Raw genomic sequence first — 25,094 nt, forward strand, 5'->3', positions numbered from 1 at the left:
CGAGCAAGTGACCGGAACGAGCCTGCGCGAGGGCCGGGCCGCGAAGGTCCTGGTGCTGGCCGGCATCGTGTTGCTGGCGTTGAACCTGCGGCCGACCGCCGTGAGCGTCGGCCCGGTGCTGGGCGAGATCCGCGACGGCCTGGGCATGAGCGACACCGAGGCCGGGGTGCTCACCTCCCTGCCGGTGATCGCGTTCGCGATGTTCGGCGCGCTGGCGCCGCGCCTGGCCGGCTGGGTCGGACCGCACCGCCTCGCCACCGTCGCGCTGGTCGGTGTCGTCGTCGGGCTATTCGGCCGCAGCCGGGTGCACGACGTGGCGTCCTTCCTCGCCCTCTCGTTGCTCGCGCTGGCCGGCATGGCCACCGCCAACGTCGTGCTGCCCTCCCTGGTCAAGCTCCACTTCCCGCGTCGCGTCGGCCAGATGACGGCGGTGTACTCCACCTCGCTCGCGGTGGGCCTGACCGCCGCCTCGGTGCTGACTGTGCCGATCTCGCAGGCCACTGGCACCTGGCGCGACGGGCTGGCGGCCTGGTCGGTGTTCGCCCTGGTCGCGCTGGTGCCCTGGCTGGCCCTGTCGCGGCACGACTCCACCAGCGAGGTGGAGACGTCGGCGGGCGAGCGCATCGGGCTCGCCCAGGTCGCCCGCACCCGGGTCGGGGTACTGCTGGCGCTCGCCTTCGGGCTGCAGTCGTTGCTGGCGTACTCGATCTTCGGCTGGTTCGCCGAGGTCTACCGCGACGCGGGCTTCTCGCCGAGCACGGCGGGCCTGCTCCTGGGCGTGATCACCGGCACCAGCATCCCGCTGTCGTCGTTCATTCCGGCCCTGGCGGGGCGGCTGGGCGACGTCACGCTCATCGTCTGGGTGCTCGTCCTGTGCTACCCGGTCGGATTCGTCGGACTGATCCTGGCGCCGCACGCGCTGGGCTGGCTGTGGGCGGTCGTCATCGGCGTCGCCACCTGCACCTTCCCGCTGGTGCTCACCCTCATCGGGCTGCGGGCGCGGACCCCCGCCGGCACGGCCGCGCTCTCCGGGTTCAGCCAGTCGGTCGGCTACCTGATCGCCGCGCTCGGCCCCTTCGGGTTCGGGCTGCTGCACGACCTGAGCGGCGGATGGACCGTGCCCATCCTGGGTCTCGCGGTCGTCGTGGCGCCGATGCTCCTGGCCACCCTGGGAGTCGCCAAGCCGGTGTTCGTCGAGGACCAGCTGACGTAGACCGCTAATCTCACAGCCCTCCCTCAGCCCAACCTGACTAGACGACCAGGTGACGGCCCTAGCGTCCTGATCCTGCACCGTCGGGACCAGGAGGGGGATTCGTGTCGAACGTCGCTGTGGACGACAGTCCGGTGGCGGTGCTGGTGGTCGGCATGCACCGCAGCGGCACGTCGGCGCTGACGAGGCTGGTCAGCATCTTGGACGTCGCGCTGCCGCAGTCGATGCTGCCCGCTGCGGAAGACAACCCGTTGGGCTTCTTCGAGCCGAGCGACCTGGTCGAGCTCGACGAGCGCATCCTGCAGACGTTCGGGTTGGGTTGGGCCGACATCGAACCGCTCCAGGACCCGGCGGCCAAGGTTCGGGCCCATCCCGAGCTGGTGCGCGAGGTGGCCCGGGTCATCGACGCCGAGTTCGGCCCTGCGCCGCACATCGTCATCAAGGATCCGCGGCTGGCGAGGGTCCTGCCGTTCGTGGTGCCCGCGCTCGACCTGCACGGTCGCAGGACGGTGGCGCTCCTCCCCTATCGCGACGCGTGGGAGGTGGCGGGCTCGCTCGCGGCACGCGACGGCATGACGCGCTCGCACGCCACGGCGCTCTGGTTGCGCTACCTGCTCGACGCCGAGCTGAACACCCGCGGGCTCCCGCGCGCGTTCTGCCGGTTCGACGAGCTGCTGGACGCACCGGTCGAGACCGCGAGCCGCCTCGTCGAGCAGACGGCGCTCCTGGCCCCCGCGGCAGTGACGAGCCGGGCCGACTGCATCGAGGCCGTCATCGCCGCGGACCAGCGACACCACCAGCGTCGCCCGGGCCAGGCCGGCCTCGCCCAGGAGTGGCTGAATGACCTGCTCGCCGCCTTCGACCGCCTGGCGGTGGACGGCTACGACGCCGAGGCACTGGCCCGCATCGATGAGATCCGCGCGGCGTTCGACGCCGGCGCACCCCTGCTGTCCGCGGCCCAGCACGAGCACGCGGCCGCCACCGAGGAGCTGCGCACCGAGTTCGCTGCCCGAAAGGCCCTGAGCGAGGCCGAGCGCGTGACGCTGGCGGCCCAGCTCGAGCACGCGGTCGCGGAGCGCGACGACGCCCGCAGCCGGCTGCGCAACACGCGCGGCCTGCTCCGGCAGGCCCGCCAGCAGCTGCGCACCACCCGGGTGCAGATCCGGCGCACCCGTCGCGAGCTCCAGGAGGCGACCGAGGCCCTGCAGCGGCGCCCGTCGCACCGGCTGCGCCGGCTGGCCGTCGAGGCGGCTCGGCGCGCTCGTCTCCGGGCTAGACGACGCTGAGCGGCAGCAGCTGCTGGCCGGTGGGCCCGACCTGGATGTCGGTGCCCATCTCCGGGCAGACGCCGCAGTCGTAGCAGGGGGTCCAGCGGCAGTCCTCGACGTCGACCGAGTCGGGGTCCAGCGCGTCCTCCCAGTCCTGCCAGAGCCAGTCCTTGTCCAGCCCGGAGTCCAGGTGGTCCCAGGGCAGCACCTCGGCGTAGCCGCGCTCGCGGGTGGTGTACCAGGCCAGGTCCACCGGCTGGGGCAGCTCGGCGCAGGCGGCCATCCAGCGCTCGTAGGAGAAGTGCTCGCTCCAGCCGTCGAAGCGGCCGCCCTCGCGCCACACCCGCTCGATGACGGCGCCGACGCGACGGTCGCCGCGCGAGAGCAGTCCTTCGACGATGCCGGGCTGCCCGTCGTGATAGCGGAATCCGATGGCGCGGCCGTAGCGCTTGTCGGAGCGCACCTCCTCGCGCAGCTTGCGCAGCCGCTCATCGGTGGTCTCGACGTCGAGCTGTGGGGCCCACTGGAACGGCGTGTGCGGCTTGGGCACGAAGCCGCCGATCGAGACCGTGCAGCGGACGTCGTTGTGCCCCGAGACCTCGCGGCCCTTGGCGATGACCCGGCGGGCCAGGTCGGCGATCTGCAGGACGTCCTCGTCGGTCTCGGTCGGCAGCCCGCACATGAAGTAGAGCTTCACCTGGCGCCAGCCGTTGCCGAACGCCGCGGCCACGGTGTCGATCAGGTCGTCCTCGGTGACCATCTTGTTGATGACCTTGCGCATCCGCTCCGAGCCGCCCTCGGGAGCGAAGGTCAGGCCCGAGCGTCGGCCGTTGCGCGAGAGCTCGTTGGCCAGGTCGATGTTGAAGGCGTCGACCCGCGTGGACGGCAACGAGAGCGAGACGTTCGAGCCCTCGTAGCGGTCGGCCAGGCCGCGGGTGACGTCGGCGATCTCGGAGTGGTCGGCCGAGGAGAGCGAGAGGAGCCCGACCTCCTCGAACCCGCTGGCCCGCACCCCGTTCTCGACCATGTCGCCGATGGTGGTGATCGAACGCTCGCGCACCGGCCGCGTGATCATGCCGGCCTGGCAGAACCGACAGCCGCGGGTGCAGCCGCGGAAGATCTCGACGCTGAACCGCTCGTGCACCGTCTCGGCCAACGGCACCAGCGGCTTGGCCGGGTAGGGCCAGGAGTCCAGGTCCATCAGCGTGTGCTTGGCCACGCGGTGCGGGATGCCGGGCCGGTTCGGGGCGACGCTCGCGATGGCGCCGTCGCCGGCGTAGGTCACGTCGTAGAAGCCCGGCACGTAGACGCCGCCACTCACCGCGAGGCGTCGCAGCAGCTCCTCGCGGCCACCCGGGCGGCCCACGCCCTTCCACTCGCGCACCACCTCGGTGATGGCGAGCACGACCTCCTCGCCGTCGCCGAGCACGGCGGCGTCGACGAAGTCCGCGATCGGCTCGGGGTTGAACGCCGCGTGGCCGCCGGCCAGCACCACCGGGTCGGCGTCGCCGCGGTCGCGGGCGTGGAGCGGGATGCCGGCCAGATCGAGGGCGTTGAGCAGGTTGGTGTAGCCCAGCTCGGTGCTGAAGGAGACGCCCAGCAGGTCGAAGTCGCGCACCGGCCGATGGTTCTCCAGCGTGAACTGGGGAATCCCATGCTCGCGCATCAGCGCCTCGAGGTCGGGCCATACGGCGTAGGTGCGCTCGGCGAGAGTGTCCTCGCGCTCGTTGAGCACCTCGTAGAGGATCTGCACCCCCTGGTTGGGCAGGCCCACCTCATAGGCGTCCGGGTACATCAGCGTCCAGCGGACAGTGCGGTCGTCCTCGCCCCAGTCCTTCAGCGAGGCGTTCAGCTCGCCGCCGACGTACTGGATCGGCTTCTGGACGAGCGGAAGCAGCGGCTCCAGGTCGGGGAAGACGGTGCGTGTCGCCATGTCACCCAGGCTAAATGTTCTGCGGATAGGTTCCCCCCGTGCCCCGACACAGCGACCAGACGACCGAGCAGATGATCGAGGCGGACCGGCGCGAGCCCGACGTCGCCCAGTTCGCCGGCGGCGTCTCCTCCGACGCCCACCACGCGGCGCTGCGCGCATCGGTGCGGCTGCTGGGCCGGCTGCTGGGCGAGGCGCTCACGCGGCACGAGGGGGCCGACCTGCTCGAGCTGGTCGAGCGGGTGCGCGGGCTGGCGCGCGAGCCCGAGGACGAGGACCTGCACGCGCTGCTGGCCGAGGTCGACCCGGCCACCGCGGTGGTGCTGGCCCGGGCCTTCACGGCGTACTTCCAGCTGGTCAACGTCACCGAGCAGCAGCACCGCTACGCCGAGCTCGCGACCGGAGAGGCGGGGCCGCTGGCGGTCGCCGTCGAGCGGATCGGCGCCGCACTGGCCGGTGGCGACATCGACGCCGACCTGGTCGCCGACGTGCTCGCGCGCCTGGAGTACCGCCCGGTCTTCACCGCCCACCCCACCGAGGCCAGCCGTCGTTCGGTGCTGGAGCTGCTGCGCAAGGTGGCCGACCAGACCACTGCCCTGGCCGACGCCAGCCGGCCGGCCCAGGAGCGGCCGCTGGCCGAGCGACGGCTCGCCGAGCTGGTCGACCAGCTCTGGCAGACCGACGAGATCCGGATCGCCAAGCCCGACCCCAGCGACGAGGCGCGCACGGCGATCTACTACCTGCAGTCGCTGGCCGAGGACGTCGTGCCGGGCCTGCTGGCCGAGCTCGACCGCGTGCTCGCCGGCATCGACGTCGAGCTGCCCGCCACGGCGCGGCCGCTGCGGTTCGGCACCTGGGCCGGTGGCGACCGCGACGGCAACCCGAACGTCACGCCCGAGATGACGCTGCAGGTGCTCGAGCTGCAGCACGACTTCGGGCTGCGCACGCTCATCGCGCAGGTCGAGGACCTGCTGCGCGAGCTGACGACGTCCTCGCGGATCGTCGCGGTGAGCGAGGAGCTCATGAGCAGCCTGCAGCAGGACGCCGCTGCGCTGCCGGTCACCTGGGAGTCGGTGCGCCGACTCAACGCCGAGGAGCCCTACCGGCTCAAGCTCAGCTTCATCCGCGTCCGGCTGCAGCGCACGCGCGACCGGCTGGCCGCCGGCACCGCGCACGAGCCGGGCCGCGACTACCTGGGACTCCCCGAGCTCATCGACGACCTGGTGCTCGTGCGTGACTCGATGCTCGCCGACGGCGACCGGCTCACCGGCGACGGCGCTATCCTGCGCGCGATCCGCACCGCCGTCGCGATGGGCGCGGGCCTTGCCACGATGGACGTCCGCGAGCACAGCGGGAAGCACCACGCGGCGCTGGCCGAGCTCTTCGACCGGCTCGGCGAGCTGTCCACGCCGTACGAGGAGCTGGACCGCGAGGAGCGCAAGGAGCTGCTGTCGGCCGAGCTGCGCGGCCGGCGTCCCCTGGTCGGTGCGGGCGTCGACCCCGGACCGGCGGCCACGGCGTCGCTGGACCTGATGGCCTCGATCCGCACCGCCCTGGACACCTACGGCCCCGACGTGGTGGAGACCTACATCGTCTCCATGACCCACGACGTCGACGATCTGCTCGCCGTGGTGCTGCTGGCCCGCGAGGCGGGGCTGGTGGAGATCGGGCGCGACGCCGCCGCGACCACGGCCCGGCTCGGGTTCGCGCCGCTGTTCGAGACGGTGGCCGAGCTGGAGCTGGCCGGACCGCTGCTGCGCACCCTGCTGGAGGACCCCGGCTACCGCCGCGTCGTGGCCGCGCGCGGCGACGTGCAGGAGATCATGCTCGGCTACTCCGACTCCTCCAAGGACGCCGGCATCGCCGCCTCGCAGTGGCAGATCCACCGCGCGCAGCGGGCGCTGCGCGACATCGCCCGCGAGTTCGGCGTGGTGCTGCGGCTCTTCCACGGCCGCGGCGGCTCGGTGGGACGCGGGGGCGGCCCGACCGGCGAGGCGATCATGTCGCAGCCCTACGGCAGCCTCGACGGACCGATCAAGATCACCGAGCAGGGCGAGGTCATCTCCGACAAGTACACGCTGCCCACGCTGGGCCGGCAGAACCTGGAGACCGCCCTGGCCGCCGTGCTCGAGGCATCGCTGCTGCACCGCACCTCGCTGCTGCCGCCCGACGTGCTCGAGGGCTGGAACTCCACGATGGACCTGGTCGCCGGCCGCGGCCAGGAGGTCTACCGCACCCTCGTGCGCGATCCCGAGCTGGTGCCCTTCTTCTCCGGCGCGACGCCGGTCGACGAGCTCGGCAAGCTCAACATCGGCTCCCGGCCCTCCAAGCGCCCGGGTGGCGCGGGCGGCCTGGACGACCTGCGGGCGATCCCCTGGGTGTTCGGCTGGACGCAGTCGCGGATCATCCTGCCCGGCTGGTACGGCGTCGGCTCGGGGCTGGCTGCCGCGCGCGAGGCGGGCCGCGGCGAGACGCTGGCCGAGATGTACGGCTCGTGGGCGTTCTTCCGCACCTTCGTCTCCAACGTCTCGATGACGCTGGCCAAGACCGACCTCGACATCGCCGCCCGCTACGTGGAGGCGCTCGTGCCCGGCGCCGCGACGCACCTGTTCGACTCGATCCGCAAGGAGCACGCCCGCACGGTGAGCGAGGTGCTGGCGGTGACCGGGCAAGCCGAGCTTCTGGAGTCCGCCCCCGTGCTGCGCCGCACCCTCGAGCTGCGCGACCACTACCTCGCGCCGCTGCACGCTCTCCAGGTCTCGCTGCTGGCCCGCACCCGCGCCGTGCCCGACGGCGAGGAGCCCGACCCGGACCTGCAGCGGGCCCTGCTGCTCACCATCAACGGCATCTCCGCCGGGCTACGGAACACGGGCTGAGACTGGTCTGCTCGGGGGCAGTGGTACGTCGGACCGGGGAGCGACCCGGGGCCGCCACCGGGTCGATAGGTTCTAGCCATGGCAGGCACGGCGACCAGTACCCGCCTCAACGCGATCGTCCCGCCGGTGGCACTCGCCGTCCTGGTGGTCTCGCTGGTGACCCACCCCACCGGACCGGTGCTGGTGCTGCCGGCCCTGGCGCTGGGCGCGGCGGTGCTCAGCGCCGTGCATCACGCCGAGGTGGTGGCGCACCGCGTGGGCGAGCCGTTCGGGTCGCTGGTGCTCGCCGTCGCCGTGACGATCATCGAGGTCGGGCTGATCGTGACGCTCATGGTCAGCGGCGGCGACGACTCCACCACGCTCGCGCGCGACACCGTCTTCGCGGCTGTGATGATCACGACCAACGGCATCCTCGGCCTCTCGCTGCTGCTGACCGCGATGCGGCACCACACCGCGATCTTCAACCCCGAGGGCACGGGGGCCGCCCTGGCCACCGTCGGCACGCTGGCGGCGCTGTGCCTGGTCTTCCCCACCTTCACCACCACCCGCAGCGGACCGCAGTACTCCGGCGCGCAGCTGGCTTTCGCCGCAATCGCCTCGCTAGTGCTCTACGGGCTGTTCGTGGTGACCCAGACCGTCCGCCACCGCGACTTCTTCCTGCCCGTCGACGACGACGGCCGGCCCCGCCAGGAGGAGCACGCCGACCCGCCGAGCACCCGCGAGACGCTGATCAGCCTGGGGCTGCTGCTGGTCTCGCTGGTCACCGTCGTCGGTCTGGCGAAGGTCGAGTCGCCGGCGATCGAGTCCGGCGTGCGCGAGCTCGGCTTCCCGCAGGCCTTCGTCGGCGTCGTCATCGCGCTGCTGGTATTGGCCCCGGAGACGATCGCCGCCGCCAACGCCGCCCGCCGCGACCGGGTGCAGATCAGCCTCAACCTGGCGCTCGGCTCGGCGATGGCCAGCATTGGGCTGACCATCCCCTCCCTGGCGGTGGCCACCATCTGGCTCGACACCCCGCTCCACCTGGGGTTGGGCGCCACTCAGATCGTGCTGCTGGTGCTCTCGGTGGTCGTGGCCACGCTCACCGTCGTGCCAGGACGCGCGACGCGGTTGCAGGGCGGCGTGCACCTGGTACTGCTGGCTGCGTTCCTGTTCTTGTCGATCCAGCCCTGATGTCGGGGGCTATGGCGCACTCTCGAGACGAACCCGTCGTCGCTTGTCGCGTGACTCACGAGCCCTGCGTTCCTGACCAGTGGGAGGCAGTTCTGGAAAATCCGGTGTGAAGCGGTCGTTCGTGGGTCGCCCCCACCGACGACGGATCGCTCGATACTCCCAATCGGCGACCGCACCTTTACGCGTCATCGTCTCGAAGTGGAACAACTCGCAGGTGGCAACGAAGACGGTCCGATAACCGAGGAACTCGATCTTGTAGCTGAAGTCGACGTCGTTGAAACTGTTCCACAACTCCTCCGAGAGACCCCCGACCTCCAAGAAAGTCTCGCGGCGGATACCGACACAAGCACCGGTGACGCCGCTCACCTCACGATTAATGCCGAGAATCCCAAAGGGGCCGTAGTCGTCTCTCTCCCACTCACGGAACGGGTGGATGTAATAGCCACGACTCCACGCGAGGCCCGCATGCTGGAGAGTGCCACTGCTGTAGGACAGCTTCGCACCGGTCATGCCGACCGACTCCTCCTCCAGCGGGGCGAGCAGGGTCTCCAGCCAGCGATCACTCACTACCTCCGTGTCGTCGTTGAGGATGACGATGCGGTCGCCGGTCGCTCGCAGCACACCGAAATTGACTTTGCGGCTGTAGTTGAATTTTTCACGGAAGTACACCAGGACCAGTCGGTCGCCCACAATCGCGCGGATCTCCTGCAGGACCTTCGGTGGAGTTGGCTCGTCGGCGACCACCACGACCTCGACGTTTGGATGCTCGGTGTGCTCGAGCGCCGTCCTCAACGCGTTGAGCACCATGACGGTAGGTCGTCCCCAGACCATCGCCGTTGAGCCGATGGTGGGCACGATGATGCTGACCCGCCGCTCGGCCGGCAGCGTGCGCTCGATGCGATAGATCCCCGGACCGTGGAACTCGACGCGTCCCTCGATGCCGACTCGGTCCAGGTGTTCCTGCACCGCCCGCTGACCCGCGCTGAAGGCGTAGGGCTTCGCCTCCTCGTCTCCCACCGTCGACCCGGGGACCGCCCGCCAGCGGTACAGCACTTTCGAGATGTGCACGATGCGGCGGGCTCGCTCGGACACGCGGAGAACGAGATCGTGGTCTTGGGCCCCCTCGAAGCCCTCCCGGAAACCGCCAACCTCCCGCAACAGGGTGGTCCGGTAGACGGACAGGTGATTGCAGTAGTTCTGCGCGCGCAGCCTCTCTGGCGACCAGTCCGGTTTCTTGAAGACGATGATTTCGCCGTCGGGGAAGGTGATCTCTTCGTCGGAGTAGAGGTAGTCGACGTCCTCCTCGGCCGCGATCGCGTAGGCATTCGCGCGCAGCGCGCGGGGGGTGAGCAGGTCGTCGTGATCGAGCAGAGCGATGAACTCACCGCGCGCAGCATCGATGCCGTCGTTCGATGCCACCGAGATGTGTCCGTTGGTCTCGCGTGCGATCACGCGGATGCGAGAATCCGCCGCCGCCGCCTCGCGCAGCGTCGGCAAGATGGCCGGGTCGGTCGAGCAGTCGTCGACCAGGATGAGCTCCCAATTCTCGAACCGCTGATCACGTACCGATTGGATCGTCTCGCGGAGTGCCTCGACCGGAGGGTCGAAGACCGGTGTGATGATCGAGAACATCGGACGCTGCGGCTCGGTCATCAGTCGCGGCCTCGCCGGGTCGGGTACGTTACCGCGCGGCCCACCCGCCAGGCCTTCGAGGCGTGCAGCTTCTCGAGCTCGTCCTCCTTGTCGTCCAGCGCATCTCGCAGGTCGCGGTTGCGCTTCCTGGCTGCTTCGAGCTCACGCTGCAACCGCACCTGCGAGGCCTCGAGCCCGATGACGTGATCGCGCGCACTGAGCGCGGCATGGCGGGCCAGCAGCGCGTCGTCGTCGATCTCCACCTCGGCTCGGATGGTGTCGTACTCCGATGCCTCATCGGCCGGGCCCTCGACCTCGTCGTAACGACGTTGCAGGTCGAGCAGCGCGCGCCGCTTCTCGATCACCTCGTTACGCATCGGCTCCATGCGCGCTTCGTAGCGTTCGACCAGCGCTCGCGGAGCCAGCTCCGCCCTTTGGAAGACGATCGCCCAGGGCGCTAGGAACGTGGAGTCGACGTCCACCCGTCGGAAGAAGCCGCGCTCCGCGAACCAGGCCGCCCATTGCGCGGTGGGGTTGGTGTTGACGTGCGTCGATTCTTCGTAGTCGTTGGGGCAGGAGCTGAACAAGACCGTGTCGGTCGCCGCGCACATCGCGTCGATCGCCTTCTGCGCGTCGCGCGGCTCCATGTGCTCGAGGACTTCACAGCAGGTCACGACGTCGTAGCGACCCTCGATCGGCTCGGTGGCCGAACCGACACGAAGCCGGTCGCGCACGTCCGGATGAGCGCCGGAGATCGCGTCCTCGGAGATGTCGAAGCCTCGAGCGTCGACGCCGCGCGCGACCAGCGCCTGGACCAGGATCCCCCTGGCACAGCCCACGTCAAGCGCCGTGGTCGGAGCCAGTGCACCGACGATACGGTCCGCGACGCCGAGGAAGAAGTTTCGCCAGTGCTCAGTCTCCCATGCGTACTCACCACCGACGGGGTCGTAATGCAGGTAGTAGCGGGCTGAGTAGTCGGAGGAGGTGGTCTCCGGCGTCGCGGCTTCGGGTATCGACATGGCCTGAAGCAAATCTCCGTCGTCAAGGGGTCAGCTGCTGGCACGTTACCCGAGACGACGTGCCCCTGCCGCCTCGGCATGCCGATGCTCGTCCCCATCGTTGGAGGCCACTGCGACAGCGCTCGGCTCCGGTTGTTCGTAGACCGGCCCCTGCAGTACGTGTCGGGTAACGGACTCTGTTCGCCGCAGGAGCGCGAACGAACCGATCACGACCATGGCGCCGAGGTAGATCATCGTCAGTCCCGACGCGTTCAGCGGCGTCGTGCCGGTCGGGCCTCGCTCGCTGTAGCAGACGGCTACGTAGACCAGCGAGAGCGCGATCAGGGTCTCACCCAGGCCGGTTATCCGCTCGCTGTACCACGCGAAGGGCACCGCCAACAGGATCACGATCCAGACATAGCTGCCTTGGTGGACGATCGCGTCCCTGCCCGAGTAGAGGGTGACTATCCAGAACGCCACCGACGCAAGGCTCGAGTGGAGAAGGACAGTGACCGCCGATGCGTGGGGCCCCCGGGTCGGCGACCACGCAAGTGTCCACCATGTAGTTCGCTTCCGTAGCAGATGGATCACCAGCCCCACGCTTAGTATCGAGCCCCACCCCAACGCCCAGGACGTGTCGTAGAAGTCCTGATCGCGCACGCTCCTCACCCATTGAGCCCCGATGGCGAGGTGGCCGCTGGGATCGAGGTTCAGCACGTGTCCGAGGTTGTGCCACCGGGCCCCCACGATTTCGCCGACCGACTGCTGGTCGTAGCGGCGCACCATCGCGTGAAGCAGACCCTCGTTCGTCGGTTGCCGGATGCCGGCGAAATACAACTTCATGAGGCGTCCACTGAACGGGTCGCGATAGGTCCCGTAGAGCTGCCATGGCAGATAGACCGCCGCGCTCGCCAGCAACGCCGCCGCAACTGCCGCCACCCGCTCGCGACGGGCGGCCAGGCGAAGCGTGAGTATTCCGATCAAGAGGAACATCGGTGCGGAAAAGGCGACCGCACCGTGGCCGAGGTACGCCAGGACGGCCAGCACTGCCGCCGCCACGAATCGCGAGGAATCGAATCGACGTTGGTGGATGAGCACGTGAAGCAGCAGGGTCACACACCCCAACGCAAAGCCCGCACACATCAGTTTCGGCCAGGTATAGATGATGTTGCGGAAGAAAACAGGCGTCACGCCGCAGAACAGCAACGTGAGATGAGCCGACCGCCGCGAGAAGCCGATGACGCGGAGTAGCGCCGTCAGCGTTACACAGACGAGAAGTTGCGCGACGACGCTCGTCGCGAAAGCGACGGCCAGCACGTGCGGCGCGTAGACCTGCGCCGAGCGCGGCACGCCGATCAGCAGCGCGAGCGAGCGATCGAGCAGCAAGAGACCGGACTGGAGCGGAGGGCGGTCACTGCCGTTCCACAGTTCGAAGAACCCGGTCGTGTTCACGCCTCGCCACAGCGCGTCCTCGAAGAGGTGCTGCAGCACATTGTCAGGCGGCTCGTAGCGAAACCGGGCGGCGACGGTGACGAAGGGCTGTGACGCGCCGCCGTACATGAGCGCCAGTCCGAGGCTCGCACCCACGATGCCGACGGCGAGCAGCGCCGTTGGCGCCCAGCTCCGCCATGCACGCCACACTCGCGCTCGTACCACGACGCCGATGGCGGCGGTCGTGACCACGAAGGAGCAGGCGATGCCCAATAGCGGCCCGATCCAGAAGAGGACCCACTCAAGCTGCGCAATGAGCCCGACGCCCAGCAGGCCGTAGGTACCGGCGAGAACGGGTGCGTCGAACCACCAACGCCGAGTGAGTACCACAGAGGCGCCACCGAGCACGCCGATCGACCCCAGAGCAAGAGCCAGCGCGATCAGCAACATCGCATCACCAACGTCTCCTCTACCTGGGCGACCGGCATCGCTGTTGAGCTCGACCATCTCCGAGCCCACCGCGCCCGAGCCCACCGCGCCTGAGCCAACCCGGGCAAGGTGCTAAGGACCCAGAAGCCCCATCAACATACGTCGAGCCTGGCCTACGGTCGCCTATTCCCGGCCAGTCGCGACGCTCAAGAACAACGACCGTTCCTTTAGCCCGCCACCAACCGTCTACCAATGGGCTGTACCGACCATCTCGTGGTGCGGTGGCGCCACCTTGCCCTTCTCGAAGACCACGATGCTGTCGTAGAAATGCATCGACCGCGTCGTACGGGTGAACCGCGAGACCGCGAAGTCGTCTTGCTGGGAGTGCCACGCGTTCAGCTGGTCGGTCTTGCCCTTTGCGAACTCCATGAAGGTGCCGGGACGATGGAGACCTCCGTCGTAGCCCGGCCAGTAGCTGGTATGGAGGTCCTCGATCAAGAAGACGCCTCCCGCACGGACGCGAGGGTAGAACACCTGGAAGGTGGCGATCTGCTGCTCGGGTCGGTGCCCGCCGTCCTCTATGAGGACGTCGACCGGGCCGATCTTCGCTGCGATGTCCTTCAGGAACGTCTTGTCGGCCTGGTCACCGATGAAGACGGTTGTGCCGGCGTCGTCGCCGAAAGCCTCGCACCGCGGATCGATGTCGATGCCGTAGATGCGCGCCCGAGGACCGAAGTAGTCGCGCCACATCTGTAGCGAGCCGCCGTGACTCACGCCGAACTCGACAATGGTCACGTCCTGACCACGGAACCTGGAAAAGTGTCGATCGTAGATCTCGAAGTAGTGAATCCACTTGTGGACCAGACGCCCCTCGTGGCGGCGAAACCAGGTCTCCAGGGGATTGGTCCGACGTCGTCGCCACGGCAGCCTCATATGGCCAACCTAGGCGTCGTGATGTCTGATGGGGCCCGTCGTCGGCGTGTCGTCACACTCCCTGCGACACGTAGACCGGCGGCGACGTGTGGCGATCTTGGGCGGGCGCCGGACGCTGACCGATGTTCAGCAGCAGCCCGATCGCGGCGAGCGAGGCGAACATCGACGACCCGCCGTAGGACATCAGCGGGAGCGGGACGCCGGTGACGGGCATGATCCCCAGGCACATGCCGATGTTCTGGAAGGCCTGGAAGCCGAACCAGCAGGCGATGCCCGCGGCGGCGACCCGGCCGAACATGTCGGTGGCCTTTCGCGAGATGGTCAGCGCCCGCCAGAGCAGCACGCCGAAGAGCACGATGATCAGGGCCGAGCCGATCAGGCCGAGCTCCTCCCCCGCCACCGTGAACACGAAGTCGGTGTGCTGCTCGGGCACGAAGCCCGCCCGGGTCTGCGAGCCGTGGAAGAGTCCCTGGCCGAAGAGCCCGCCGTTGCCGATCGCGATCCGGGCCTGGGTGGTGTTGTAGCCGGCGCCGCGGGGGTCGAGGGCGGGGTTGGTGAAGGCCAGGAACCGGTCGACCTGGTACGGCTTGAGCAGGTGCAGCGTCACCGCCGCCACGCCGGCGAGGACACCGAGGCCGGCGAGCCCCACCAGGTACCGGCGGCCGACCCCGGCCACACCGAGCACGCCGAGCACCGTGGCCGAGAGCACCAGCAGCGTGCCCAGGTCGGGCTGGGCGATGATGAGCAGGGCGGGCAGGCCGGCGATGGCGAGCATGAGCGCGACCTCGCGCCAGCCGACGTCGGGGGTCGAGGTCCGCTGGGGGGTGGTCTCGACGCGCCTGCTCGCCAGGGCTCGCAGAGCTGCTCGACCACCGGTCATCCGCGGCAGGGCTGCGCGACCCGCGATCGAGCGGCCCTCCGTGCGCTCGGCCAGGACCAGCGCCATCGCGACCACGACCGCGGGCTTGGCCAGCTCGGCCGGCTGCAGGGAGAGGCCGCCGAGGATGAGCCACGACCGCGAGCCGTTGATGGTGCTGCCCATGACCAGCACCAGGAGCAGCCCGACCACCGAGACCAGGTAGACCACCGGCACCAGGATCCGCACCCAGCGGTGGTCGGTGACCAGCACCAGCGCGCCGAGCACCAGCCCGATGCCGATGTTGACCACGTGCTTGACCACGTAGGAGTGGGGGTGGCCGTGGGTGAGCGCCTCGTTGGCCGAGGTGGCCGACCACACCAGCAGCGTGCCGACGACCAGCAGCAGGCCGGTGGCGAGCAACAGCGCCCGGTCGAGACCTCGCAGACTCATTCGGCGCTCCTGGTCGAGACGGGCGGCAGGATCGAGCCGTCGCGGGCGAAGACCGGTAGGCCCTTCGGGGTCTTGGCGTCGGGCAGCACCGAGTTGGCGCTGTTCACCTTCTCGCCGTCGACGCCGTAGAGCGACTGCCAGATGTTGCGCACGTACGGGCCGGAGGTGCCCGAGCCGGTGCCGCCCTGCGTCACCATCATCACCACCACGTAGTCCTTGGTGTAGGTGGCCACCCAGGAGGTGCTCTGCTTGCCCTGGACCTCCGCCGAGCCCGTCTTGCCGCGGATCTTGACCTTGTCCAGCGGGAAGCCGTTGAACTTCCAGGCCAGCGTGCCGGTCCTCGGGGTCTCCTGGAGCGCCTGGTCGACGTAGTCCAGCGCCGACTTCTTCGCCTTCACGTGGCCCACGACCTGAGGCTTGATGACCCGCTCGGTCTTACCGTCGGGCGAGACGATGGCCTTGGCCACCCGCGGGGCGTACAGGGTGCCGCCGTTGCTGATCGCGGCGTAGGCCCGGGACAGCTGCAGCGGGGTGACGAGGGTGTCGCCCTGTCCGATGGCGAAGTTGACGGCGTCGCCGGCGCGGTAGAGGTTTCCCTCGGCGCAGAACTGGGTGGCGAAGAGCTTCATGTAATCGCTCGTCGTGCGCTTCTTGGCGACGTGGCAGTAGTAGCTCTTCATCGACGTGAAGTAGCGGGCCTTCCAGTGCCGGTCGGCCACGCGTCCGGAGGCCTCACCGGGGATGTCGATGCCGGTGGCCTTGCCCATGCCGAAGGACTTGGCCTCCTTGACCAGCGGGTCCTTGGCGTCGACGTTGGAGGGGTCGCTGCCGTACTTCTGCCAGTAGGCCAGGCCGACGCGGTAGAAGAAGGTGTCGCAGGAGACCGAGAGCGCCTGGGCGAAGCTGATCTGACCGTAGCTCTCGGACTCGTAGTTCTTGAACCACCGGTTGCCGACCTGCAGGCCCGAGGAGCAGTCCAGCCGGGTGTCCTCGCTGTAGCCGTTGGAGAGCGCGCCGGCGGTCATGATCGGCTTCCAGGTGGAGCCCGGGGCGTACTGGCCCTGGGTGGCGCGGGAGACCAGCGGGTAGTCGTTCTTCTTGCTGTACAGGGCCTTGAGCTGCTTCTGGGTGATGCCGCCGACCCACTCGCTCGGGTCGTAGGTGGGCTGGCTCGCCATGGCGACGATGCGCCCGTTGTGGGCGTCCATCACCACCACGGCGCCGGAGTCGGCGACGTAGTTCTTGTGCGTGACCTTGTCGTAGGTGCTGCGAGCGGTCTGGATGGCGCCCTGCAGGTTCTGCTCGGCGACGGCCTGCACCTTGGCGTCGATCGAGGTGACCAGGGTGTCGCCGGGCTCGGCCGAGACCTCGCTGTCGTCGCCGATCACGCGCCCCTGGGAGTCGACGGTGACCCGCTTGTAGCCGGGCGTGCCGCGCAGCCAGCGGTCGTAGGACTTCTCCAGCCCGGCGCGGCCGACCTCGGAGGCGCCGTTCACCGAGGTGTCGCCGCTCTTCTTGGCCGCGGCCATCTCCGTGGAGGTGATCGAGCTGAGGTAGCCCAGCAGGTGCGCGGCGTTGACGCCGTACGGCGAGGGGTAGGCACGCACGCTCTGCTGCTGGGTGACGATGCTCGGGAAGTCCTCGGCCTGCTCGAGGATGTCGACGGCGACCGCCTGGCTGACGTCCTCGGCCACCGGCATGGGCTGGTAGGGCGAGCCGTTCCAGCAGGTGCCCTTCGCCGCTCCCGGGTCGCCGCACAGCACCGTCCGCGCCTTGACGGTGCGGTAGGGCTGCTTGACCGCCTTGGCGACGCGGTGCAGCACGTCGGTCTGCTGCTGGGTCGAGAGCCGCTGGAAGAGCGTCCGGTCGACGCCGACCACCCAGCTGGTGCGGTTGGCCACCAGCGTCCGGCCCATGTCGTCGACGATGAGGCCGCGCGCCGGTTGCACCACCAGCTCGCGGATCGACTGGTCGGCGGCCTGCGCCTGGTAGGTGTCGCCGGTCAGCACCTGCACGAACCACAGCCGGGCGAGCAGCGTCAGGAACAGCGAGAGCATCAGCACCTGCAGCACGAGCAGGCGCAGCCGGCTCTTGCGGCCCAGGTGCGGGCGGATCAGGATCGCCGCCATCAGATCAGGGCCTGGTGGGCCGGGCGGAGCCGGCGCAGCAGGGAGAGCAGCGGCGGCAGCAAGATGGGTGCGACGACCATGTCGAGCGCCACCCCGATGCCGACGACGACGAGCATCCGGCCGACGCTGCCGGTGGCGTCGTGCACCACGAAGCCGCTGAGCGCGAAGATCGAGGTGGCCACGAAGCTGCCCGCGCCGACGGCCAGCACGGCGTCCAGCGGACGGTCGCCGCCCCAGGCGGAGCGCTCCGCGTGCAGCCGGCCCACCAGGTAGCCGACCACCGCGAGCGCGAGGGCCCAGCGGCCGGCGACGTGGTCGGCCGTCGGCGCCAGGTCGACGGCCAGGCCGGCGCAGAAGCCGGTGATGCTGCCGATCTCGGGCCCGCGCACCAGCGCGACGCCCACCACGACCACCAGCACCAGGTCGGGGGTGACGCCCCAGACCGGCATCTGGCTGAGCACCGCGGTCTGCAGCACCACCGCCACCAGCACCAGTCCCGCGACGCCGGCTGCCCGCCAGGCGGTGCCCATCACTGCACCTTCCCGTCGGCCTGGATCAGCGACCGGTCGCTGTGGGTGCCCTTGGCGACGACGACGCCGACGAGGTCCAGCGCGCCGAAGTCGACGTACGGCTTGATGGTGGCCGTGCGCGAGAGCTCGCGCGGGCTGGTGGAGACCTTGGTGACCTGGCCGATCGGGATGCCCGCCACGTACGGGCCGCCCTTCCCCGAGCCCCAGGTGACCACCGCGTCGCCGACCTGCGGCGGCACGGCGTTGTCGACGAGGTCCAGCGAGAGCCGGCCGCCGTTGCCCAGGCTGCCGTTGCCGCGCAGGAAGCCGATCTTCATCGTCGAGGCCAGCCGGCCGCCGACCACCGACTGGGAGTCCACGGCCAGCAGCACCGTCGCACTGTCGCGGGTGGCGCGTACGACCCGGCCCACCAGGCCGTCCTTGCTGACGACCGTGGAGTCGGCGTGGATGCCCGCCGAGGTGCCGGCGTCGAGCGTCACGGTGCGGGTGAAGGACTGGGCCGCGCCGATACCGACGACGTGCGCTGGCACCAGGGTGTAGCCGGTGTCGTGAGCGGCACTGGTCAGCCCGTCGTACTCGGCGAGCCGGTTGCGGTCGACCGGCTCGGTGGCCAGCCGGCTGCGCAGGTCGGAGTTCTGCTCCTGCAAGGTGGCCACGCGGCCACGCAGGTGGCCGTTGGTGCGCACGGCGTCACCGAGCGCGCGGAAGGGCCGCACGGCGCTGTTCGCGCCGGCCTCGACGGGCCCGACGACGGTGCCGACGGCCGCGCGGGCGGGGTCGATCGGCGAGTCGCCCGAGGTGCCGCCGCGGGCGTCGACGACCATCAGGGCGGCCGAGGCCAGCACCAGCAGGGCGAGCAGCCGGGCCGCGCTGCGAGGCGCGTCGCGGCCGTCGCGGACGAGTCGGCTCAGCCGGGAGCGGGCGGTCATCGACAGCTCACCGCCGATCCGCGACCAGCACCTGCTGGAGGGCCTCGAACTCCTCGACGCACTTGCCCGCGCCCATGGCCACGGAGGTCAGCGGGTCCTGCGCCACGTGTACCGGGATGCCGGTCTCGTGGCGGATCAGCTCGTCGAGCCCGCGCAGCAGCGCTCCCCCGCCCGTCAGCACGACGCCGCGGTCCATGATGTCGCCGGCCAGCTCGGGCGGCGTCTGGTCCAGGGTCTCGCGGACGGCGTCGACGATGACGGTGATCGGCTCCTCCATCGCCTGCCGGATCTCGCGCGTGCTCACGGTGACGGTGCGCGGCAGGCCCGAGGCCATGTCGCGACCGCGCACCTCGGCGTCCACCTCCTGCGGGAGCGGGTAGGCCGAGCCGAGTGTCATCTTGATCTCCTCAGCGGTGTGCTCGCCGAGCATCAGCCCGTGCTCCTTCTTCAGCCACGTGATGATCGCCTGGTCCAGCTCGTCGCCGGCGCTGCGCACCGACATGCTGGCCACGACGCCGCCGAGTGAGATCACCGCGACCTCGGTGGTCCCGCCGCCGATGTCGACGACCATGTTGCCGGTGGCCTCGTGCACGGGCAGCCCGGCGCCGATCGCGGCCGCCATCGGCTCCTCGATGATGTAGACCCGCCGCGCGCCGGCCAGGTAGCCGGCCTCCTTGACCGCACGCTGCTCGACGGTGGTGATGCCCGACGGCACGCACACCACCAAGCGCGGCTTGGCCAGGTAGCGCCGACGGTGCACAGTGGCGATGAAGTAGCGGAGCATCTGCTCGGCGGCGTCGAAGTCGGCGATGACGCCGTCCTTGAGCGGCCGGATCGCGCGGATGTGGTCCGGCGTGCGCCCGATCATCCGCTTGGCCTCGTTGCCCACCGCGAGCACGTCGCGCGTGGTCGTGTTCAGCGCCACCACCGACGGCTCGTCGAGGAGCACGCCCTTCTTGCGCACGTACACCAACGTGTTGGCGGTGCCGAGGTCGACCGCCATGTCGCGGCCGATGACGCTGTTGGCCATGCGTGATCCGTTCGCGCTCGTCTACCGGGGGAAGAAGGCCGGTGACGCGTCGCCGACCCCGTGTCCAGCAGCCTAGGAGCGCGGCAACGCATGGGGCGTCAGTGACACGCGGGGTTGATGTGACTTGTGAGGTCGCTGAGCCCGCGCTACTGCCGGCAGCTCGGCGAGGTGGCCAGTACCTTCGCCGTCAGCAGCCGGACCAGGACGGGCACGTTCTTCTTCGAGGTGCCGCGGATGTAGGGCCGGGCGCCGGACTCGCTGGTGACGTAGAGGCTGTCGCCGGCGAACTGCAGCCCCTCGGAGCCCGGGACGAAGTCGTAGCGGTGGCCGTCGGGACCGATCAGCTGGGCGCAGCCGCCGCCGGAGGTGGAGTACCAGAGCCCGCCCGGACCGACCGCGATGCCCTGCAGCAGCCGCGGCACCCGGCCCGACGCGACCGGACGGACCGCCGAGGCGGAGGCCCGGCCCAGCGTGAGGTCGGTGACGCCGCTGCGCAGCAGGTCGGACATCGCGAACCAGTAGATCCGGCCCCGGTAGCGCGGGCTGAAGCTGGCCACGCCGACCCGGTCGCCTTGAACGACCATGGCCGAGCCGCGCAACCCGGCGCCCATCCGCCACCACCGCTTCACCGGCGCGGCGGGCGTGCCGCCGAGCGCGGAGGGGTCCAGCACCCACAGCCGCTGCGTCTCCTGCACCCACAGGCCGGCGCCGTCACCGGAGGAGACCAGCTGCATCCCGCCGCCGTGGCGGCAGTAGGTCGGCGCCGTGTGGTAGATCGAGGCCCAGAACTTCGACTGGAACGCCCGTACCGCACCGGTCGCCAGGTCGACGACGGCGATCTGGCAGGGCCGCGGACCGTAGGTCCTCGCCCACCGGTAGCCGCCGACGTAGGCCACGCCGGCGGACTCGTCGACGGCCAGCGACTGCGGCACGAAGAGGTCGTCGCTCTGGGCCAGCCAGTACGCGGCGCACGCGAAGGCGTCCACGGGGTAGTGACGCAGCCGTCCCGGCCCGTACGCCGGCGCCTGGCCCAGCACCTGGGCGTACCGGACGCCGGTGCAGGCAGCCGGGGCCGCCGTCGGCGAACCAGACGTGCTGGGCGACGTGCTGGGCGATGAGCTGGGCGAAGCCGTGGCGGTGGAGCTGCCCGAGGACGACGGACCGCCCGACGGCGTGGGCGACGGTCCCGGCGAGGGCGAGCCGCCACAGGCGGCGACCACCATCGCGACGGCCACCAGCAGCAGGGCCGGGCGCAACCAGCTCACCACAGGCATCGGCCCCACGTCGTCGCTCCGCCCCGGGCGCAACCGGCTCACCACAAGCATCGGGCCCACGCCGTCGCTTCGCTCCGCCCCGGGTGCGACCTCGCTGATCTCGGACTTCGCAAGCTCAGTTCGAGATCAGCTCGGGGAACCAGATCCCGATCTCTCGCTCGGCGGACTCCGCGCCGTCGGAGCCGTGCACCAAATTCTCCCGGTTCGACAGCGACAGGTCGCCGCGGATGGTGCCCGGTGCGGCCTTGCGGCCGTCGGTGGCGCCGTTGAGCGCGCGCACCACCTCGATCGCCTCGTCGCCCTCGAGCACCAGGGCCAGCAGCGGCCCGCTGGTCACGAACGCCCGCAGCGGCGGGTAGAAGTCGCGCTCGACGTGCTCGGCGTAGTGCCGGTCGGCCAGCTCGGCGTCGATGGTGCGCTGCTGGAGCGCCGCGATGGTGAGGCCCTTGGCCTCGAACCGGCCGAGGATCTCCCCCACCAATCCGCGGCGGACGGCGTCGGGCTTGAGCAGGACCAAGGTGCGCGACATGGCGCGAAGCCTACGGAACACCCCTGCGCCCACCGGCGTTGGCCGGGTCATGCGAGCAGTGGTCTACGAGGAGTACGGGGGCCCCGAGGTGCTCCACCTGGGCGAGGTCGAGGAGCCGCACGCCGCACCTGGCGAGGTCCGGATCCGCGTCGCCGCTGCCGCCATCAACCCCTTCGACTCCGAGCTGCGCTCGGGCGCGTTCGACGACGCGCCCGCACCAGCCTCGACGCGGGTGCCCGGCCTGGAGGCCAGCGGCGTGGTCGACGAGGTCGGAGCGGGGGTCGACGACCTTGCCGTGGGCGACCTGGTCTTCGGAGGCGGCAGCGCCACTCTCGCCGAGTACGCCGTGCTGCACCATGCCGCGCGGGTGCCGGCGGGGCTCGGCCTCGAGGCCGCCGCCGGACTGCCGGTCGCGGTCGAGACCGCGACGCGCGTGCTGCGCATCCTCGGCCTGGGAGCCGGTGAGGTCGTGGTGCTCGACGGCGCCTCCGGCGGCGTGGGCACCGCCGCGGTGCAGCTCGCCGTCAGCCAGGGACTGCGCGTGGTGGCCACCGCCTCGCCCGGCCACCACGAGCGGCTGCGCGACCTCGGGGCGGTGCCGACCACCTACGGCCCCGGGCTACCCGCGCGGGTCCGCGCCCTGGTCGACGCGCCCGTCGCCGGCGCGGTGGACCTGGCCGGCCACGGCGGTCTGGCCGAGCTGGCAGAGCTCACCGATGACCCGAGCCGAGTCGTCACCATCGCCGACTTCTCCGGCTCCGTCCCCGGCGTCCACGTGTCCGAGGGTGGTACCGACTCGGCCTGGGACGCGCTGGCCACGGCCGCGCGGCTGGTCGAGGAGGGCCGGCTCCGCGCCGAGGTCGCCGCACGGTTCCCCTGGACCGAGGCGGCCGAGGCCTACCGGCTCAGCCAGAGCGGCCACGCCGGCGGCAAGATCATCGTGACTCCTGCTCGGCCGCAGGCGTAGCGGCCTCCCACGCGGCCCGCTCTCGCTCGATCTTGCGGCCCAGCCAGTACGCCGTGGCCCACAGCGCCAGGAAGATCACCCCGAGCAGCACCATCACACCGATCTCGATCCCGAGCGCGATCGCGGCGACCTGGATCGCCCACCCCAGCACGTAGGCCCATCGCATCCGCAGCAGCCCGGCCACGACCAGGCAGGCCACCGCGAGTCCCAACCCGATCGCCAGCGCGGTACCCGAGGAGACCCCGGCGACGCCGATCAGCACCGGGGTGGTGAGGGCCAAGACGATCGCCTCGAGCAGCAGGATCGCCGAGCACAGCCGCCGGGTCATCGCGTCCGGACCAGCAGCGCGCGCGCCTCGCCCACGGTCACGACCGACCCGGTCACCAGCACCGCGCCGGAGCCGATCGCGTCGCTCAACGAGCCGCCCGCCTCGGCCAGCGCGGCAGCCTGGTCGATGGCGTCGGCCAGCGACGGCGCCACGCTCACCCGGTCCTGGCCGAAGATGCCGCGCGCCTCCTCGGCCAGCGCCGCGGCCGGCAGCGAGCGGTCGGTGGAGTTCTGGGTGCACACGATGTGGGCCAGCACCGGCTCGAGGATGGTGAGCACCTGCTCGTGGTCCTTGTCCTCCATGACGCCCACGACGCCGACCAGCGGGTCGAAGACGAACGAGTCGCCGATCGCCTCGACCAGCGCCTGCGCGCCGTGCGGGTTGTGGGCGGCGTCGAGCACGACCGTGGGGCTGCGCCTCACGATCTCGAGCCGGCCCGGTGACGTGACCTCGCCGAACGCCTCCTGCACCACCTCGGCGTCGATCGGGTCGTCGCCGCCGAGGAACGCCTCCACGGCCGCCAGCGCGACGACGGCGTTCTGTGCCTGGTGGGCGCCGTACAGCGGCAGGAACACCTCGTCGTAGGCGCCGCGCAGCCCCTGCAGCGAGACCACCTGCCCTCCGACCGCCGGCACGCGGGTGCGGACCCCGAAGTCGACGCCCTCCCGCACCAGCGTCGCGCCCACCTCGACGCAGCGCTCCCCGATGACCAGCGTGACGTCCTCGTCCTGGAGCGCGCTCACCGCCGTCGCGCCCGGCTTGACGATGCCGGACTTGTCGCGGGCTATCTCGGCCGGGGTGTTGCCCAGGTACTTGGCGTGGTCGACGGCGATCGGCGTCAGCACGGCCACCGAGCCGTCGGCGACGTTGGTGGAGTCCCAGGTGCCGCCGAGGCCGACCTCGACCACCGCGACGTCGACCGGCGCGTCGGCGAACGCCGCGTAGGCCATGGCGGTGATGGTCTCGAAGAACGACAGGGGGTGGTCGTGCTGGGCGTCGACGAGGTGGGTGTACGGCGCGACGTCGTTGAAGGCGGCGACGAAGGCCTCCTCGCTCATCGGCTCGCCGTCGATGACGATCCGCTCGGTCATCGACTCCAGGTGCGGGCTGGTGAAGCGGCCGGTGCGCAGCCCCAGGGTGCGCAGCAGCGTCTCGACCATCCGCGCGGTCGAGGTCTTGCCGTTGGTGCCGGTCAGGTGGATGACCGGGTAGGCCCGCTGCGGCTCGCCGAGCAGCTCGAGGAAGTCGGCGATGCGGTCCAGCGTCGGGTCGATCCGGGTCTCGGGCCACCGCGAGAGCAGCGCGTCCTCGACCTCGGCGTAGGTTTCGGCGAGACGCGCGTCGGCGGGATCGGGCACCACCTCAGGATGACAGCCCGCCGTCGGCGGTCAACGTCCGGCGTACACCGCCGGCGTGACACCCAGGAGCCGTTTGAAGTGCCGGCCCAGGTGGGCCTGGTCGTGGAAGCCGACCGCGGCGGCCACCTCAGCCGGCGCCCGCCCCTCCAGCAGCAACCTCCGTGCGACATCGAGCCTGCGTCCGGTCAGGTACCGGTGCGGAGCGATGCCGGTGGAGCGGCTGAACGCGCGCACCAGGTGGGTCGGGTGCACACCGAGCAGGCGACCGGCCTCGGTCAGGCCGATGCCGTCGACGAGGTGGTCGTCGAGGAGCTCGCGCAGCCGACGCACCAGCGCCGGGTCGGACGCCGTGGTCCTCTCGCGACGCCCGTCGAGGTGCGCAGTCAGCCGGGACGTGACCAGGGCCAGGCGGTTCTCGGCCTCGAAGGCATCGCCGGGGTGCAGCAGGGAGCCGTGCAGGGCGTCCACCTCGTCGCGCAACGCCGGGTCGTTCCACGCGGGCCGGCCGACGGCCCGTCCCACCCGCTGGGATCCCAGAGCACCGGCATCCAGGTAGAGCACCCGCTTGCGGAAGCCGCGACCGGCCAGTCCGGCCCCGTCGTGCGGGACGTCCGGAGGCAGCAAGGTCACGTGCGAGCACGTGGTGGCGTGCTGGTGGCGGTCCAGCGCGTACCTCACGCAGCCGCGGTCCACCACGAGCAGCGTCCAGGTGTCGTGGACGTGCATCGGGTAGGCGTGGTCGGGGAAGTCGGCGTGCAGCACCTCGCTCACACCCGCGACCGGCGGACGCCACGCGCGGACCACCGGACCCATGTCAGGAACGTACAAGACCTC

20 protein-coding genes are annotated in these 25,094 nt (G+C 70.6%); 5 read left to right on the forward strand and 15 right to left on the reverse strand.

Going from position 1 to position 25,094, the window contains the following annotated elements:
* Window positions 1-7: 7 nt before the first annotated feature.
* Window positions 8-1,213 (forward strand): CynX/NimT family MFS transporter, encoded by a 1,206-nt coding sequence (locus D9V37_RS07140; RefSeq protein ID WP_232524795.1) that lies wholly within the window; start codon window positions 8-10, stop codon window positions 1,211-1,213.
* A 101-nt stretch (window positions 1,214-1,314) separates the two neighbouring features.
* Window positions 1,315-2,496 (forward strand): hypothetical protein, encoded by a 1,182-nt coding sequence (locus tag D9V37_RS07145; RefSeq protein ID WP_147455885.1) that lies wholly within the window; start codon window positions 1,315-1,317, stop codon window positions 2,494-2,496.
* Here D9V37_RS07145 and D9V37_RS07150 read toward each other — a convergent pair.
* A complete protein-coding gene (locus tag D9V37_RS07150; protein ID WP_121805451.1) occupies window positions 2,483-4,411 on the reverse strand; it encodes a TIGR03960 family B12-binding radical SAM protein in 1,929 nt (642 codons plus the stop codon). The genes D9V37_RS07145 and D9V37_RS07150 overlap by 14 nt on opposite strands.
* A gap of 38 nt (window positions 4,412-4,449) precedes the next feature.
* On the opposite strand from D9V37_RS07150, the gene ppc reads away from it, so the two are divergent.
* Window positions 4,450-7,284 (forward strand): phosphoenolpyruvate carboxylase, encoded by a 2,835-nt coding sequence (gene ppc, locus D9V37_RS07155; protein WP_232524796.1) that lies wholly within the window; start codon window positions 4,450-4,452, stop codon window positions 7,282-7,284.
* A gap of 78 nt (window positions 7,285-7,362) precedes the next feature.
* Window positions 7,363-8,454 (forward strand): calcium:proton antiporter, encoded by a 1,092-nt coding sequence (locus D9V37_RS07160; protein WP_121805452.1) that lies wholly within the window; start codon window positions 7,363-7,365, stop codon window positions 8,452-8,454.
* Between the two features lie 9 nt (window positions 8,455-8,463).
* Here D9V37_RS07160 and D9V37_RS07165 read toward each other — a convergent pair whose 3' ends face one another.
* The 11 genes from D9V37_RS07165 to ndk all read right to left on the reverse strand — a co-directional run bounded on the left by D9V37_RS07165 (window position 8,464) and on the right by ndk (window position 21,607).
* Window positions 8,464-10,107: a glycosyltransferase family 2 protein gene (locus D9V37_RS07165; protein ID WP_121805453.1), complete on the reverse strand. Its 1,644-nt coding sequence runs from the start codon at window positions 10,105-10,107 to the stop codon at window positions 8,464-8,466.
* Window positions 10,107-11,117, reverse strand: coding sequence for a class I SAM-dependent methyltransferase (locus D9V37_RS07170; protein ID WP_147455886.1), 1,011 nt, complete (start codon window positions 11,115-11,117; stop codon window positions 10,107-10,109). Before D9V37_RS07170 ends, D9V37_RS07165 begins: the two co-directional genes overlap by 1 nt.
* A 33-nt stretch (window positions 11,118-11,150) precedes the next feature.
* The gene (locus D9V37_RS07175) at window positions 11,151-13,022 is read right to left on the reverse strand and encodes a hypothetical protein (RefSeq protein WP_147455887.1); all 1,872 of its coding nucleotides are present in this window, start codon (window positions 13,020-13,022) and stop codon (window positions 11,151-11,153) included.
* Between the two features lie 168 nt (window positions 13,023-13,190).
* The gene (locus D9V37_RS07180; RefSeq protein WP_121805456.1) at window positions 13,191-13,877 is read right to left on the reverse strand and encodes a class I SAM-dependent methyltransferase; all 687 of its coding nucleotides are present in this window, start codon (window positions 13,875-13,877) and stop codon (window positions 13,191-13,193) included.
* Between the two features lie 52 nt (window positions 13,878-13,929).
* Entirely contained in the window at window positions 13,930-15,186 is a 1,257-nt protein-coding gene (locus tag D9V37_RS07185; protein ID WP_121805457.1) for an FtsW/RodA/SpoVE family cell cycle protein, read from the reverse strand.
* Window positions 15,183-17,315 carry a penicillin-binding protein 2 gene (mrdA, locus tag D9V37_RS07190; protein ID WP_121805458.1) on the reverse strand — a complete coding sequence of 711 codons (2,133 nt, stop codon included), beginning with the start codon at window positions 17,313-17,315 and terminating at the stop codon, window positions 15,183-15,185. Before mrdA ends, D9V37_RS07185 begins: the two co-directional genes overlap by 4 nt.
* The gene (gene mreD, locus D9V37_RS07195; RefSeq protein ID WP_121805459.1) at window positions 17,315-17,845 is read right to left on the reverse strand and encodes a rod shape-determining protein MreD; all 531 of its coding nucleotides are present in this window, start codon (window positions 17,843-17,845) and stop codon (window positions 17,315-17,317) included. Before mreD ends, mrdA begins: the two co-directional genes overlap by 1 nt.
* Complete coding sequence (gene mreC / locus D9V37_RS07200) at window positions 17,845-18,774, reverse strand: rod shape-determining protein MreC (RefSeq protein ID WP_121805460.1); 930 nt, start codon at window positions 18,772-18,774, stop codon at window positions 17,845-17,847. Before mreC ends, mreD begins: the two co-directional genes overlap by 1 nt.
* A gap of 7 nt (window positions 18,775-18,781) precedes the next feature.
* A complete protein-coding gene (gene mreB / locus D9V37_RS07205; RefSeq protein WP_121805461.1) occupies window positions 18,782-19,804 on the reverse strand; it encodes a rod shape-determining protein in 1,023 nt (340 codons plus the stop codon).
* A gap of 146 nt (window positions 19,805-19,950) precedes the next feature.
* Window positions 19,951-21,078 carry a hypothetical protein gene (locus D9V37_RS07210; RefSeq protein WP_147455888.1) on the reverse strand — a complete coding sequence of 376 codons (1,128 nt, stop codon included), beginning with the start codon at window positions 21,076-21,078 and terminating at the stop codon, window positions 19,951-19,953.
* A 115-nt stretch (window positions 21,079-21,193) separates the two neighbouring features.
* Window positions 21,194-21,607 carry a nucleoside-diphosphate kinase gene (ndk, locus tag D9V37_RS07215; protein WP_121805463.1) on the reverse strand — a complete coding sequence of 138 codons (414 nt, stop codon included), beginning with the start codon at window positions 21,605-21,607 and terminating at the stop codon, window positions 21,194-21,196.
* A gap of 49 nt (window positions 21,608-21,656) precedes the next feature.
* Here ndk and D9V37_RS07220 point away from each other — a divergent pair, with 49 nt between their 5' ends.
* Window positions 21,657-22,574, forward strand: a complete 918-nt coding sequence (locus D9V37_RS07220) for an NADP-dependent oxidoreductase (RefSeq protein ID WP_121805464.1) — start codon at window positions 21,657-21,659, stop codon at window positions 22,572-22,574.
* Here D9V37_RS07220 and D9V37_RS07225 read toward each other — a convergent pair.
* Genes D9V37_RS07225 through D9V37_RS07235 form a run of 3 tightly spaced genes read right to left on the reverse strand, consistent with a single transcriptional unit; the run spans window position 22,543 to window position 25,073 of the window.
* Complete coding sequence (locus D9V37_RS07225) at window positions 22,543-22,902, reverse strand: DUF4233 domain-containing protein (RefSeq protein WP_121805465.1); 360 nt, start codon at window positions 22,900-22,902, stop codon at window positions 22,543-22,545. The genes D9V37_RS07220 and D9V37_RS07225 overlap by 32 nt on opposite strands.
* On the reverse strand, window positions 22,899-24,260 hold the full coding sequence (locus D9V37_RS07230) for a bifunctional folylpolyglutamate synthase/dihydrofolate synthase (protein ID WP_408636187.1): 1,362 nt from the start codon (window positions 24,258-24,260) through the stop codon (window positions 22,899-22,901). The genes D9V37_RS07225 and D9V37_RS07230 overlap by 4 nt, the downstream gene beginning before the upstream one ends.
* 30 nt (window positions 24,261-24,290) lie before the next feature.
* Window positions 24,291-25,073 (reverse strand): helix-turn-helix domain-containing protein, encoded by a 783-nt coding sequence (locus D9V37_RS07235; protein ID WP_121805467.1) that lies wholly within the window; start codon window positions 25,071-25,073, stop codon window positions 24,291-24,293.
* Window positions 25,074-25,094: the final 21 nt, after the last annotated feature.

It is taken from the genome of Nocardioides mangrovicus (assembly GCF_003674065.1).
GTDB classification, from domain to species: domain Bacteria; phylum Actinomycetota; class Actinomycetes; order Propionibacteriales; family Nocardioidaceae; genus Marmoricola; species Marmoricola mangrovicus.

Excerpts from the sequence above, each read along its gene's own strand:
- D9V37_RS07150 (WP_121805451.1), bottom strand. The coding sequence starts at position 4,411 with ATGGCGACACGCACCGTCTTCCCCGACCTGGAGCCGCTGCTTCCGCTC.
- D9V37_RS07160 (WP_121805452.1), top strand. The coding sequence starts at position 7,363 with ATGGCAGGCACGGCGACCAGTACCCGCCTCAACGCGATCGTCCCGCCG.
- D9V37_RS07165 (WP_121805453.1), bottom strand. The coding sequence starts at position 10,107 with ATGACCGAGCCGCAGCGTCCGATGTTCTCGATCATCACACCGGTCTTC.
- D9V37_RS07175 (WP_147455887.1), bottom strand. The coding sequence starts at position 13,022 with ATGGTCGAGCTCAACAGCGATGCCGGTCGCCCAGGTAGAGGAGACGTT.
- D9V37_RS07180 (WP_121805456.1), bottom strand. The coding sequence starts at position 13,877 with ATGAGGCTGCCGTGGCGACGACGTCGGACCAATCCCCTGGAGACCTGG.
- D9V37_RS07185 (WP_121805457.1), bottom strand. The coding sequence starts at position 15,186 with ATGAGTCTGCGAGGTCTCGACCGGGCGCTGTTGCTCGCCACCGGCCTG.
- mrdA (WP_121805458.1), bottom strand. The coding sequence starts at position 17,315 with ATGGCGGCGATCCTGATCCGCCCGCACCTGGGCCGCAAGAGCCGGCTG.
- mreD (WP_121805459.1), bottom strand. The coding sequence starts at position 17,845 with ATGGGCACCGCCTGGCGGGCAGCCGGCGTCGCGGGACTGGTGCTGGTG.
- mreC (WP_121805460.1), bottom strand. The coding sequence starts at position 18,774 with ATGACCGCCCGCTCCCGGCTGAGCCGACTCGTCCGCGACGGCCGCGAC.
- mreB (WP_121805461.1), bottom strand. The coding sequence starts at position 19,804 with ATGGCCAACAGCGTCATCGGCCGCGACATGGCGGTCGACCTCGGCACC.
- D9V37_RS07210 (WP_147455888.1), bottom strand. The coding sequence starts at position 21,078 with ATGCCTGTGGTGAGCTGGTTGCGCCCGGCCCTGCTGCTGGTGGCCGTC.
- ndk (WP_121805463.1), bottom strand. The coding sequence starts at position 21,607 with ATGTCGCGCACCTTGGTCCTGCTCAAGCCCGACGCCGTCCGCCGCGGA.
- D9V37_RS07220 (WP_121805464.1), top strand. The coding sequence starts at position 21,657 with ATGCGAGCAGTGGTCTACGAGGAGTACGGGGGCCCCGAGGTGCTCCAC.
- D9V37_RS07225 (WP_121805465.1), bottom strand. The coding sequence starts at position 22,902 with ATGACCCGGCGGCTGTGCTCGGCGATCCTGCTGCTCGAGGCGATCGTC.
- D9V37_RS07235 (WP_121805467.1), bottom strand. The coding sequence starts at position 25,073 with ATGGGTCCGGTGGTCCGCGCGTGGCGTCCGCCGGTCGCGGGTGTGAGC.